The organism is Nocardioides sp. NPDC057767 (assembly GCF_042798275.1).
In the GTDB taxonomy this organism is placed as follows: Bacteria; Actinomycetota; Actinomycetes; order Propionibacteriales; family Nocardioidaceae; genus Nocardioides.
On sequence record NZ_JBHVKJ010000052.1, the window covers coordinates 1 to 12,357 of the forward strand.

9 protein-coding genes are annotated in these 12,357 nt (G+C 70.5%); 3 read left to right on the plus strand and 6 right to left on the minus strand.

The window, feature by feature from the left end:
* Positions 1 to 37 precede the first annotated feature (37 nt).
* The 3 genes from gatB to gatC are packed head-to-tail and all read right to left on the minus strand — an operon-like array spanning position 38 to position 3,317.
* Complete coding sequence (gene gatB, locus ACFVDI_RS22515) at positions 38 to 1,531, minus strand: Asp-tRNA(Asn)/Glu-tRNA(Gln) amidotransferase subunit GatB (RefSeq protein WP_378910481.1); 1,494 nt, start codon at positions 1,529 to 1,531, stop codon at positions 38 to 40.
* Positions 1,528 to 3,021: an Asp-tRNA(Asn)/Glu-tRNA(Gln) amidotransferase subunit GatA gene (gene gatA, locus ACFVDI_RS22520; RefSeq protein ID WP_378910487.1), complete on the minus strand. Its 1,494-nt coding sequence runs from the start codon at positions 3,019 to 3,021 to the stop codon at positions 1,528 to 1,530. The genes gatB and gatA overlap by 4 nt, the downstream gene beginning before the upstream one ends.
* The gene (gene gatC, locus ACFVDI_RS22525) at positions 3,018 to 3,317 is read right to left on the minus strand and encodes an Asp-tRNA(Asn)/Glu-tRNA(Gln) amidotransferase subunit GatC (RefSeq protein ID WP_008358461.1); all 300 of its coding nucleotides are present in this window, start codon (positions 3,315 to 3,317) and stop codon (positions 3,018 to 3,020) included. Before gatC ends, gatA begins: the two co-directional genes overlap by 4 nt.
* 142 nt (positions 3,318 to 3,459) lie before the next feature.
* Between gatC and ACFVDI_RS22530 the strand changes: the two genes are divergently transcribed.
* Both ACFVDI_RS22530 and ACFVDI_RS22535 read left to right on the plus strand, forming a co-directional pair.
* A complete protein-coding gene (locus ACFVDI_RS22530; RefSeq protein WP_378910491.1) occupies positions 3,460 to 3,969 on the plus strand; it encodes a SigE family RNA polymerase sigma factor in 510 nt (169 codons plus the stop codon).
* Positions 3,966 to 5,084: a hypothetical protein gene (locus tag ACFVDI_RS22535; protein ID WP_378910493.1), complete on the plus strand. Its 1,119-nt coding sequence runs from the start codon at positions 3,966 to 3,968 to the stop codon at positions 5,082 to 5,084. Before ACFVDI_RS22530 ends, ACFVDI_RS22535 begins: the two co-directional genes overlap by 4 nt.
* A gap of 12 nt (positions 5,085 to 5,096) precedes the next feature.
* On the opposite strand, the gene ACFVDI_RS22540 is transcribed toward ACFVDI_RS22535, so the two are convergent.
* Together ACFVDI_RS22540 and ligA are read right to left on the minus strand one after the other, a co-directional pair.
* Positions 5,097 to 7,373 (minus strand): glycosyltransferase, encoded by a 2,277-nt coding sequence (locus tag ACFVDI_RS22540; RefSeq protein ID WP_378910496.1) that lies wholly within the window; start codon positions 7,371 to 7,373, stop codon positions 5,097 to 5,099.
* A gap of 25 nt (positions 7,374 to 7,398) precedes the next feature.
* Positions 7,399 to 9,516, minus strand: coding sequence for an NAD-dependent DNA ligase LigA (gene ligA / locus ACFVDI_RS22545; protein ID WP_378910582.1), 2,118 nt, complete (start codon positions 9,514 to 9,516; stop codon positions 7,399 to 7,401).
* Positions 9,517 to 9,757: 241 nt separating this feature from the next.
* On the opposite strand from ligA, the gene ACFVDI_RS22550 reads away from it, so the two are divergent.
* Positions 9,758 to 11,245, plus strand: coding sequence for a hypothetical protein (locus tag ACFVDI_RS22550; protein ID WP_378910499.1), 1,488 nt, complete (start codon positions 9,758 to 9,760; stop codon positions 11,243 to 11,245).
* Here the strand turns inward: ACFVDI_RS22550 and ACFVDI_RS22555 are convergent.
* A complete protein-coding gene (locus ACFVDI_RS22555; RefSeq protein WP_378910501.1) occupies positions 11,224 to 12,351 on the minus strand; it encodes a hypothetical protein in 1,128 nt (375 codons plus the stop codon). The two genes, ACFVDI_RS22550 and ACFVDI_RS22555, sit on opposite strands and share 22 nt — an antisense overlap.
* Positions 12,352 to 12,357: the final 6 nt, after the last annotated feature.

The window sequence follows — 12,357 nt, forward strand, 5'->3', positions numbered from 1 at the left end:
GGGTTCAGGTGTCAAGACGGACCGACTCGGCAACGCCTCAGGCGAGCTTCTCCAGGATCAGCTCGCGCACACGCTTGGCGTCGGCCTTGCCGCCGGTCGCCTTCATGACGGCGCCGATGAGGGCGCCGGCGGCGGCCTGGTTGCCACCGCGGATCTTCTCGGCCACGGCGGGCTGGGCGGCGATGGCCTCGTCGACGGCCGCACCGAGCGCACCGTCGTCGGAGACCACGGCGAGACCGCGGGCGTCGATGATCTCGGAGACCGTGCCCTCACCTGCGAGCAGACCCTCGAACACCTGGCGAGCGAGCTTGTCGGTCAGCGAGCCGCCGTCGACCAGCTTCTGCACCTCCGCGACCTGGGCCGGGGTGACCCCGACCTCGGCCAGCTCGACACCCCGGTCGTTGGCGGCCCGGGAGAGCTCTGCCATCCACCACTTGCGCGCGGCCTGGGCGGAGGCGCCCTCGGCGACGGTCGCCTCGATCAGCGTCATCGCGCCGGCGGCCCAGACATCACGCATCTCCAGGTCGGAGTAGCCCCACTCGGCCTGCAGCCGCGCCCGCTTCTCGGCCGGCGGCTCGGGGAGCGTGCCACGCAGCTCCTCGACCCACTCGCGGCTCGGAGCGACGGGGACGAGATCGGGCTCGGGGAAGTAGCGGTAGTCGTCGGCGTCCGACTTCGGCCGTCCGGCCGAGGTGGTGCCGGTGTCCTCGTGGAAGTGGCGGGTCTCCTGGAAGATCGCCTCCCCCGCGTCGAGGATCCCGGCGTGGCGCGACATCTCGAAACGTACGGCCCGCTCGACCGAGCGCAGCGAGTTCACGTTCTTCGTCTCGGTCCGCGTCCCCAGCATTCCAGAGCCCTTCGGGGACAGCGACAGGTTGACGTCGCAGCGCATGGAGCCCTGGTCCATGCGTACGTCCGAGACACCCAGACCCAGCAGGATCTCGCGCAGCGCGGCGACGTAGGCCTTCGCCACCAGCGGTGCCTTGGCACCGGCGCCGAGGATCGGTCGGGTGACGATCTCGATCAGGGGGATGCCCGCGCGGTTGTAGTCGACCAGCGAGTAGTCGGCGCCGTGGATGCGGCCGGTGGAGCCACCGATGTGGGTGGTCTTGCCGGTGTCCTCCTCCATGTGGGCGCGCTCGATCTCGACCCGGAAGGTCTCCCCCTCGACCTCGACGTCGAGGTAGCCGTCGTAGACGATCGGCTCGTCGTACTGCGAGGTCTGGAAGTTCTTCGGCATGTCCGGGTAGAAGTAGTTCTTCCGGGCGAACCGGCACCACTCCGCGATCTTCCCGTTCAGGGCCAGCCCGATCCGGATCGCCGACTCCACGGCCTTGGCGTTCACGACCGGCATCGAGCCGGGCAGGCCGAGGCAGGTCGGGCAGACCTGCGAGTTCGGCTCGCCGCCGAAGGTCGCCGGGCAGCCGCAGAACATCTTGGTGTTGGTGTTGAGCTCGACGTGGACCTCCAGGCCCATCGCCGGGTCGTAGCGCTCCAGCACCTCGTCGAACGCGACAAGAGTCTCGCTCATCGGGCCACCTCCAGCTTGTCGATCGAGAGCACCGGACCGATGGCGCCCTCGAGCGCGGCACCGACACGGTAGAGACGAGCGTCCTCCAGGACCGGCGCCAGCAGCTGTACGCCGACGGGCAGCCCGTCCGCGTCGGAGACCCCGGCCGGGATGGAGATGCCGGGCGTGCCGGCCAGGTTGGCCGGGATGGTGGCCAGGTCCTGCATGTACATCGCGAGCGGGTCGTCGAGCTTCGCGCCCAGCGGGAACGCGGTCGACGGCGAGGTCGGCGAGACCAGCACGTCGACCTGCTCGAAGGCCTTCTTGAAGTCCTCGATGATCAGCGTGCGGATCTTCTGCGCCTGGCCGTAGTAGGCGTCGTAGTAGCCGCTGCTCAGGGCGTAGGTGCCGAGGATGATGCGGCGCTTGACCTCGTCGCCGAACCCGGCGTCACGCGAGGCCTTCATCACGTCCTCGGCGCTCGGGTCGCCGTCGGGGGTGACCCGCAGGCCGTAGCGCATCGCGTCGAACTTGGCCAGGTTGGAGGAGCACTCCGCCGGCAGGATCAGGTAGTAGGCCGCCATCGCGTGCTCGAAGCTCGGGGTGGAGACCTCGACGACGTCGGCACCCAGCTTGGTGAGCAGGTCGACCGACTCGTTGAACTTGGCCATGACGTCCGGGGCCCAGCCCTCGCCGGCCAGCTCCTTGATGACCCCGACCTTGACGCCCTTGAGGTCGCCGGTCGCGCCCGCACGGGCGGCGTCGACGAGCCCGGTCACCGGGGTGGTGGTCGAGGTGGAGTCGAGCGGGTCGTGACCGCCGATCAGCTCGTGGAGCAGGGCGCTGTCGAGGACCGTGCGGGTCACCGGACCGACCTGGTCCAGCGAGTTGGCCAGGGCGACCAGGCCGTAGCGCGAGACCGAGCCGTAGGTCGGCTTCACGCCGACGGTGCCGGTGACGGCACCCGGCTGGCGGATCGAGCCACCGGTGTCGGTGCCGAGCGCGAGCGGCGCCTCGAAGGCGGCGACGGCCGCGGCCGAGCCACCGCCGGAGCCGCCGGGGATCCGGTCGAGCTTCCACGGGTTCTTCGTCGGACCGTAGGCCGAGTGCTCGGTGGAGGAGCCCATCGCGAACTCGTCCATGTTGGTCTTGCCCAGGATCGGCAGACCGGCGGCCTTGATCTTCTTGACCACGGTCGCGTCGTAGGGCGGGATCCAGCCCTCGAGGATCTTGGAACCGCAGGTCGTCGGCAGGCCGGTGGTGGTCAGCACGTCCTTGACCGCGATCGGTACGCCGTCGAGAGCATGCAGCGCGTCGCCGTTGGCCCGGCGCGCGTCGGAGGCGGCGGCCTGGGACAGCGCACCCTCGGCGTCGATGTGCAGGAAGGCGTGGACGTCGCCGTCGACCGCCGCGATGCGGTCGAGGTGGGCCTGGGTCAGCTCGACCGAGGTGGTCTCGCCCGCGGCGAGCGCGTCGATCAGCTCGGCGGCGGTCTTCTCGATGAGAGTCACTGCTCGTCCCCCAGGATCCTCGGCACGGCGAAGCGCTGCTCCTCGACACTCGGCGCACCGGAGAGCGCCTGCTCCGGCGTCAGGCCGGGCACGACGACGTCCTCACGGAAGACGTTGGTCAGCGGAAGCGGGTGGGAGGTGGCAGGCACGTCGTCGCCGGCAAGCCCCTGGATCGAGGCGACGGACTCGAGGATCACCTGCAGCTGTGGGGCAAGGTGATCGAGCTCGGCGTCGCTGAGGTCGATGCGGGCGAGGTCGGCCAGGTGCGCGACCTCGTCGCGGGTGATTTCTGGCATGCCGCACATCCTAGGCGGCCGAAGCCTCAACTCTCACCTCGGTGAGGCCCGCGCCGGACCGGAGTTCGACGCACATACAACCGATCGGTGGCCCCACCGCGTCCTCAACCCTGACAATCGGCTCGAGAGATCGGATGGATCGATGGCGAGACCCCCAACCCAGGAGCAGTTCGACGAGTTCGCCCAGGTGGCCTGGCCGCGGCTCTATCGTTCGGCCTACCTGCTCGTCGGGGACCATGCCAGTGCGGAGGACCTGGTCCAGACGGCGCTGGCGAAGACCTACGGCAACTGGGGCCGGGTACGCACGCTCGAAGCCGCCCCCGCCTATGCCCGGCAGGTCCTGTTCAACACCGCGATGAGCTGGTTCCGGAAGGCGTCGTGGAACCGCGAGCAGCCCACCGAGGTCCTTCCGGACCTCGCTCACGAGAACGATCCGACCACCCGCTCGGTGCTGCTCGACGCGGTCGCCGCGCTGCCTCCGCGCCAGCGCGCCGTCGTGGTCCTCCGCTTCTACGAGGATCTCGACGTACGCCGGACCGCCGACCTCCTCGGCTGTTCGGAGGGCACGGTGAAGAGCCAGACCTCCTTCGCCCTCGACAAGCTCCGCACCATCCTCGGCGACCCGACTCTCACCCTGGAGGTGACCCAGTGACCGACAACGACCTGCGTACGCTGCTCCGCGACGCCGCCGACGAGGTCGTCGTGCCTCGTCTGGCCACCGACGAGCTCCACCTCCGCGCCCGCGCCGTCCGCCGGCACCGGCGCACCCGCTGGGTCGCCGGTGTGGCAGCCCTGGCGATGGCCGGCGCGCTCGGGACGTACGTCCTGGGCGGGACGCTCGGCGACGACGGTCCCCACATCGCCGCGGCCGAGGGGGATCCCCGGGGCTGGGCGGTCGCGGAGGGCAACAGCGTCCACTTCGGTGACGGGAGCGTGGTGACGTACGGCGGCCGCGTGAACGACCTGCGCTACACCTCCGTCGGCCTGCTCGCCAGGAGCACGGATACGAACGCTCGCCTCTCGCTGATCACGACGGCCGGCGTCCAACCGCTCGACCTCGGTGACGTGAGCGACCGGCTGATCGGCACCGACCCCGACTCGCCCTATGTGTCCTGGACCGTCGAGGACGGTGACGGCTGGCTGGTGCGCGTCGTCGACCTCGGCACCGGCGAGAAGGTCGCCGACGTCCCGATCTCCGGGAAGTACACCTGGGCCGGCTGGACGACTCCGCCGGTCGCGGTCGACGGCGAGCACGCCTACATCGCCCTCGACGACCGCACCCTCGACGTCGCCTGGCGTTCCGGGCAGGTCTCGACCTCGAAGGGGCTCCCGGGCGGCTACACCACCGAGGTGATCGACGGCCGCGCGGTGACCCAGGATGCGACCGGCGAGACCCAGAGAGTGGTCGAGGTGGCCACGGGCCGGGTGCTCCTGACCACTCGCTCCTCCGACTACCCCGACGACCTGATCAGGCTCGAGCTCTCGCCCGACAGCAACCACGCCCTGGCGGCTCCCTACGCGATGTGCGACGAGAACGACAACTGCCGCTATGACACCCCTACCGCGCCGATCCACGACCTCGGCCAGGGCACCGAGACCGCCGTCGAGCTCGGCGACCACCTCGGCTGGACCCCTGAGGGGCAGCTGATCCGGGCGTCAGGGACGAAGGTGGAGATATGCGACGAGGTCGGCCAAGGGTGCGCCGATACGCCGGTCACCTTGAAGAAGCGCGCCGACACGATCAGCGGGACGATGAACCAGTCCTGACCCCTCGCGGGCCTACTGCGCCTTGTTCGGGCCGCCGCCGTTGGACGGTTTGTCGGTGGGTCTGCCGCCCGAGCCGGGTTGGGTGGGCGCCGCCTGGGTCGGGTCGGCCGCTCGGGTGGGGGCGGTGGAGGGCGTCGGGTCGGTGGCCTGGGTGGGCCGGGTGCTGGCGGTCGCGCCCGCCTGGCTGGGCGTGGTCTCCGGAGCCCGGGTCGGGTCGGTGGCCGGGTCCTCCTCCGCCTCAGGTCCCGGGCTCCGTTCGCCCGACGGCTCGGGGTCCTCGCCCTGCGACTTCTTCTCGAGCGCTCCGGGGACATCGCCGACCTCGGGTACGTCCGGGCTGCCCACCGGCGCCGCGATGGCGACCAGCCCGGCAAGCATCACCGAGCTGAAGGCCAGCACCAGTCCACCGCGCCGAGCCGCGGGCGCAGCGGCCGCGCTCCACGCCCAGAGCCGCTCCCGGCGGCGGCGCAGGTCGGCGGGCAGGTCGCTGCGGATCGCCGCCCAGCTGTTGATCGGGGCCAGCGCGTAGCCGAACCCCTGGAAGCCGAGCAGCGCCGCGAGGGCGATCCCCGTCGCCCCTCCGCTCACCGCGACCGCGAGCGCCAGGACCAGGCAGACGGCTGCCGCGACGGTCTCGACCAGGTTGCCCCGCACCACGTCCCGCACCCGCGGGCGCCCCTTGATCTTCGGCGTACGCAGGAACGTGCCCTCACGCGAGACCAGCCCGAGCCAGGAGGCACGTGCGACGGTGACCCCGAGCGCCAGCCAGAGCCCGAAGGCACCGAGCGCATCGCGCCAGGACGCCCCACCCCGGAGCCGGACGAGCGCGATCGAGCGGGCCGCACCGAAGAGCACCAGGGCGACGGTGGCGAACAGCAGGAGGCCGGAGAGGCGGCGTACGACCAGTCCCCCACCCAGCATCAGGTCGAGCGCGCCCGAGACGAGGAAGAAGGTGAACAGCGCGCCCGCGAGGTCGCCGAACCACTGCAGCCCGCCGACGAGGTAGGCCCAGCGCTGCGCCAGGGTCATCTGGTTGTCCTCGGTGCGGCGACCGGGCAGCAGCGAGCGCCAGTGCATCCGGAGGATCTGGACGCCGCCGAAGCACCACCGGAACCGCTGCTTCTTGAGCGTCTCGAAGGTCAGCGGCATCACGCCGCGGCCGTAGGAGCGGTCGACGTGCATGCCGTTGTAGCCCATCTTCAGCAGCCGCAGCGACAGCTCGGCGTCCTCGGTGATGCACCACTCGTCCCAGCCGCCGGACCGGACCAGCGCGGAGGCCCGGATCAGGCCCATGGTGCCGCCGAAGATGGCCCCGTTGCGCTCGTTGCGCGAGACCTGGCTGACGTCGAAGAAGTAGCCGTAGGAGTGGTAGAGGCGGCGGAAGTAGGGCGAGACGTCCCAGTCCCGGTAGTCCTGCGGCGTCTGCACGAAGGCGACCGACTCGTCGGTGAACAGCGGGGCGTTGTGGGCCAGGAAGTCGGGGGCGACGTGGTAGTCTGCATCGACGACTCCGACGACCTCGGTCAGCGGGTTCATCCTGGTCAGCGCGTAGTTGAGGGCCCCGGACTTGAACCCGGGCCAGTTGGTCAGATGGATGAAGGTGAGCCCGTCGTACTGCTCGCAGAAGTCCTGCACCGGCCGCCACAGCGCGGGATCGTCGGTGTTGTTGTCGATGACCAGGATCTCGTAGGCGTCGTAGTCCAGCTTCAGCATCCGCTCGAGCGTCTCGATGACCATCTCAGGCGGCTCGTTGTGGGTGGGCACGTGCAGGCTCACGAACGGCCGGCGCCAGCCCGGGTGGTACTCACCGCGTGTCGGCCACCCGCGCCAGCGTCGCCGGGCGAGCACGTCGACCATCTCCCACAGGTAGCCCACGCCGATCACGAAGACGAAGACCTCGAGCAGCCACAGCAGGCCCGACAGCGTCGTCGTCCACGCTCCGGGGTGGACGGTGACCGTCCACAGACCCACGTAGGTCAGGTAGAGCAGGCCGACGTCGATGGTGAGGGCCCAGGCCACCAGACCGCGTACGTCCCAGTCCCGCGCCGCGGGCAGCCAGGCCAGCAGGGAGGCACCGAGGACAGCGCCCCCGATCGCCGCCGGGACGGCGTCCTGGCCGAGCAGCATGCCGACCACCAGCGCAGCCAGAGCGGTGAGGGTCGCCGCGAGGACCGCCGTGCCCGCGGAGAGCGAGCCGGTGCGCGGCGTACGGATCAGGAAGAGCAGCACGGTCGCCGGGACCAGCAGGATCGCGGCGACCGTGAGGAGTGGGGGAAGGGCGTCGAGCACGGCCCCACACTATGGGGGGTATTTCCTAGCCGAGTCCAGTCGGCCCGGCCTCCAGCAGCACCTTGAACCCCGCCTCGTCCAGGATCGGCAGACCCAGCTCCTCTGCTTTGGCCGCCTTGGAGCCGGCGTTGTCGCCGACCACGACGTAGTCGGTCTTCTTGGAGACCGAGCCCGCCGCCTTGCCGCCGCGACTGATGATCGCCTCCTTGGCACCATCGCGGGAGAACTCCTCGAGCGAGCCGGTGACCACGACGGTCAGGCCCTCGAGGGTGCGAGCGACGGACTCGTCGCGCTCGTCGGCGAGGGAGACCCCGGCCGCGCGCCACTTGTCCACGATCTCCTGGTGCCAGTCGACCTGGCGCCACTCGACGATCGCCTCGGCGATGATCCCACCGACACCCTCGGTGGCGGCGAGCTCCTCCTGGGAGGCTGCCCAGATGGCATCGAGCGAGCCGAACTCCGTGGCCAGCGCACGAGCCGCGGACGGGCCGACATGACGGATGGACAGCGCCACCAGCACCCGCCACAGCGGGACCTGCTTGCGCTCCTCCAGGTTGCGGAGCAGACCGACCGCATTGGCGTTGAGGACGCGGTCTCCGGCACCGGCCTCCTTCTCGGCCTTCTTGGCGGCACGGGTGAAGAACGTCGTCGTGGCGAGGCCGGCCTCGTCGAGCGCGAAGATGTCGCCCTCGTTGGTGATCACCTCGGCGGCGAGCAGCGCGTCGGCGGCCTCGTAGCCCATCCCCTCGATGTCGAAGGCGCCCCGGCCGGAGGCGAAGAAGACCCGCTCGCGCACCTGCGCCGGGCAGCCGCGGTGGTTGGGACAGCGCAGGTCCTTGTCACCCTCCTTCTGCTCGGCGAGCGTGGTGCCGCAGGCAGGGCACTCGGTGGGCATCACCCACTCGGGCAGCCCCTCGGGACGCAGCGGCAGCACCGGGCCGAGGATCTCCGGGATGACGTCGCCGGCCTTGCGCAGGATCACGGTGTCGCCGGGGCGTACGTCCTTCCGCTTCACCTCGTGGGCGTTGTGCAGCGTCGCGCGCTCGACGGTCGAACCCGCGACCTTGGTCGGCTCCATGACCCCGAAGGGGGTGACCCGGCCGGTGCGGCCGACGCCGACGTCGATCGCGAGCAGCTTGGCGTTGACCTCCTCCGGCGGATACTTGTAGGCGATCGCCCATCGCGGCGCGCGGCTCGTGGAGCCGAGACGGCGCTGCAGCGAGATGTCGTCGACCTTGATCACGACACCGTCGATCTCGTGCTCGGTGACGTCGTGGCGGTGCTCGCCGAAGTAGGCGATGAACTCCTCGACCTCCTCGAGGCTCTTGAGCACCTTGACCCGGTTGGAGGTCGGCAGCCCCCAGGCCTCGAGTGCGTCGTACGCATGCGACTGGGCCACCGGTTGGAAGCCCTCCCGGGCCCCGATGCCGTGACAGACCATCCCGAGCTCGCGGGTCGCGGTCACCCGCGGGTCCTTCTGGCGCAGCGACCCGGCGGCGGAGTTGCGCGGATTGGCGAACATCGGCTTGCCCGCGTCGACCAGGGAGGCGTTGAGCTTGTCGAAGGCCTCGATGGACAGGAACACCTCGCCACGCACCTCGACCAGGTCGGGCACCGGGAACTCCTCGGTGCCACTGAGCCGGTGCGGGATCGACTTGATGGTGCGCACGTTCGGGGTGACGTCCTCGCCCGTGCGACCGTCGCCACGGGTCAGCGCCCGGACCAGGCGGCCCTTCTCGTAGAGCAGATTGATCGCGAGGCCGTCGACCTTGAGCTCGCACAGCAGCTCGGCCTGGCCGGCGCCGTCCTTGGCGATCCGGGCGTGCCAACCGGCGAGCTCTTGATAAGAGAAGGCGTTGTCGAGCGACTCCATCCGCTGCAGGTGGTCGACCGCGGTGAACTCCGTCGAGAACGTGCCGCCGACCTTCTGGGTCGGCGAGTCGGGTGTGCGCAGCTCGGGAAACTGCTCCTCGAGCTCGTTGATGCGGCGCCACTTCTGGTCGAAGTCGGCGTCGGAGAGCGTCGGGTCGTCGAGCACGTAGTAGCGGTAGCGAGCGTCCTCGATCTGCTCGGCGAGCTCCTGGTGCTCGGTCTTCTGCTCAGGGCCCGCGTCGGCAGTCACGTCATCGTTCACGGGCACCATCTTGCCCGGTCCCACCGACAATTTCTGACCACATACCCACCCGGGCGTCTTCGGCGTTTCATCGGCCCAAACGACACTCAACGCCCTCAATATCGACGCAACCGATCAACACCTGGGTGACGGGGGTCACCAGAAGAGGGTAAATCGGGCTAACTTCCTCCCGCGTCGGGAGAGGCGGGCCGACACCAATCCCCCATACAACCGCCTTGTGAGGTCTGCAGTGGTTTCTCGGCTCGTGACGATGCTGTTGACAGTGCTCGCGCTCACACTGGCCCCGCTCGGCGCGACGTACGCGCTCGGTCTGGGCAGCGTCTTCTCCGACGCCGAGGTCGAGGTGTCGATCCTCGAGCAGTCCAAGGACGGCGTGGCCCTCAGCGTCCACGGCACCGACTACAGCGGCAAGGATCCGGGCATCGAGATCGCACTCAACCCGGTCGGCTACCGCGGGTCGGGCACGCGAAGCACCTTCATCAAGTCGGTCGTGATCAACCCCGACGACCCCGAGGACTGGACGATCACCTTCACCCTCGACGCCGCACAGGTCGCCCGGCTCGACCCCGGCACCGACTACCAGATCATGACGATGCGTGCCGGTGATCGTGACCTCTACGACTCCGCCGATTCGCGGGCTGTGGGCGTCCCCTTCGACTTCGACGCGCTCGCCGAGCCCAGCAGCTCACCGACCCCCGACGAGCCCACGGACGACACCGGATCCTCGGACGGCTCGGGCTCGGGCACGGGCCCCGGCGATGGTACGTCCTCCGGTCGGCCCTCAGCCGGCGGCGACTCCGAGGGCGCCGGTGCCGGTTCGGGCGAGCGGCGGAAGGGCAAGGCCTCGAAGAAGCCGTGGACCGCCCCCGAGGAGCCGCCGACGGCGAGGGGCCTGACCCTCACCGGTCTCGACGACGTCTCGGTCGACGCCGACGACGTGATCCACGCCCAGGCCTCCGGCTTCAAGCCCAACGAGACCGGCATCCGGGTCGTCGTCTACTCCACACCGCTGGTCCTCTCGACCAGCGTCAAGGCCAACGGTCGCGGCGTCGCGAAGTGGTCGGGGCGGCTTCCCAAGGACATCGGTCTCGGCAAGCACACCCTCACCTTCCAGGGGTCGGTGAACCGTGGCATCAGGTTCGTCGTGACCGGGACTCCCAGCGACGGCGAGTGCGTCCAGAGCGGCTGCGCCCCGGCGTCCGGCGCCGTCAAGAAGGCCGCATCGGCCGAGGACGGCGGGGTCGGCCCGCTGACCTTCATCATCGTCGCCACGATGATCGTCCTCGCCCTCGTGGGCGCCGCCGTCGCCATGCTCACCGGACGCCGCAAGCGTGATCATGAGTGGGACGATCCGAGCTACGCCCAGGCACCGCCTCGCTATCCCTCGGACCCGCGACCGGCAGCGGGCCCCTACCCGGCGCCTCCTCACCAGCAGCCCCACTTCGAGGCCCCGCTCCCGCGCAGGCTCCCCGCGGACCAGCAGCCGATCCGTCGTCAGCCGGGCCCGCGGCAGCCGAGCCACCGCCAACCGGCGCCCCAGCACCTCCAGCCGCACCGGGAGGCCCAGCACCTGGAACCCCAGCACCGCGAACCCCAGCACCGCGAGCCGCAGCACCGCGAGCCGCAGCACGCGTCTCCGCAGCAGGCCGCCGAGCGCCGGCCGCGCCCGCCGGAGTCGTTCGCTCCGCCGAGCCAGCGGGCCGAGGCCTACCAGGGTCAGCGGATCGCCGGACGCTGACGGCGGTCAGAGCAGCGACTCACCCCGGCGCGCGGTGTCGGCCGAAACCGTCGGCCACAGAGTCTCCAGGCCTGCCTCGAGACCCGTGAGAACCGGGTCGAGGTCGTCCCCCGGGAACGGGGCAGGTGCCTGCTGGCGTACGACCGCGCAGAAGGCGTGGCTCTTCCCCTCGGCCTCGTGGCAGCGCACGGTCTCGGCAGACCCGTCGGTCCAGCCGTCGTAGCCGTCGGTGTCGCCCTCGAGCAGGTGAGGCTCTTCGGGCACTTCCGTAGCCCGGCGGGCAGGTTCGGGGCGTGGACCGCGGTGACGGTGCTGCCGTCGGGACGGGTGCCGACGACGCCGAAGGCGCCCTGGCCGTAGGTCGAGACATCGGCCTTCTCGAAGGAGTCGATGTCGGCGTACGCCTTGGTCTCGAGCAGTCCGGCCGCGATCGCCCCGGCAGTCAGCGCGACCTCGCCGACGCCGTTGGCGCCTTCGGACGGGAAGCCATCGACCTGTGCCTTGGTCATCTTCACCGTCGTCCTGGTGCCGAGGCGCGGGTCGGTGACGAGGGCGACCAGGGCGTCCACGCTCACCTCGAGATCGAGCTCACGCGGGTCCTCGGTGATCTTCTCACCCACGTAGGCGGCCCGGCGCTCCTCTCCCCCGGCCTTGTGGGAGACCATCAGCTGGCCAGGCGTGCCGTCGTCGGTGGCCAGGTCCCAGGCGACGGTGGCGGTGCCGGTCGCGCCCGTCATCTCGACACAGCCGGACATCCCGTCGTGGCACCAGGTCGAGAGCAGGTCGTCGTCGACCGGACCTGCCTTGACCTCGAGCGAGTGGTCGGCTCCCCACCGCAGCACGGTGCCGACCTCGTCCTGCTCGAAGTAGAGGTCACCGCCGTCGAAGGCCTCCGGCACGACGCGTACGTGCTGGAGCGTGATCGCCGCGAGCGCCTCCGGAGTCGCCGGCTGGTTGCCGGGCTTCAGGTCGGCCGGGTCGATGCTCGCCGAGGGCGCGACCGTGGGCCTCTCGCTGGGCTCGTCGTCCGCCTCGGTCGCGCTGCTGCCGCAGCCGGTGACCAGAAGAGCCGCAGCAGCCAGCAGTGCCGTCCCCCGTCGTCGCATGAGGGG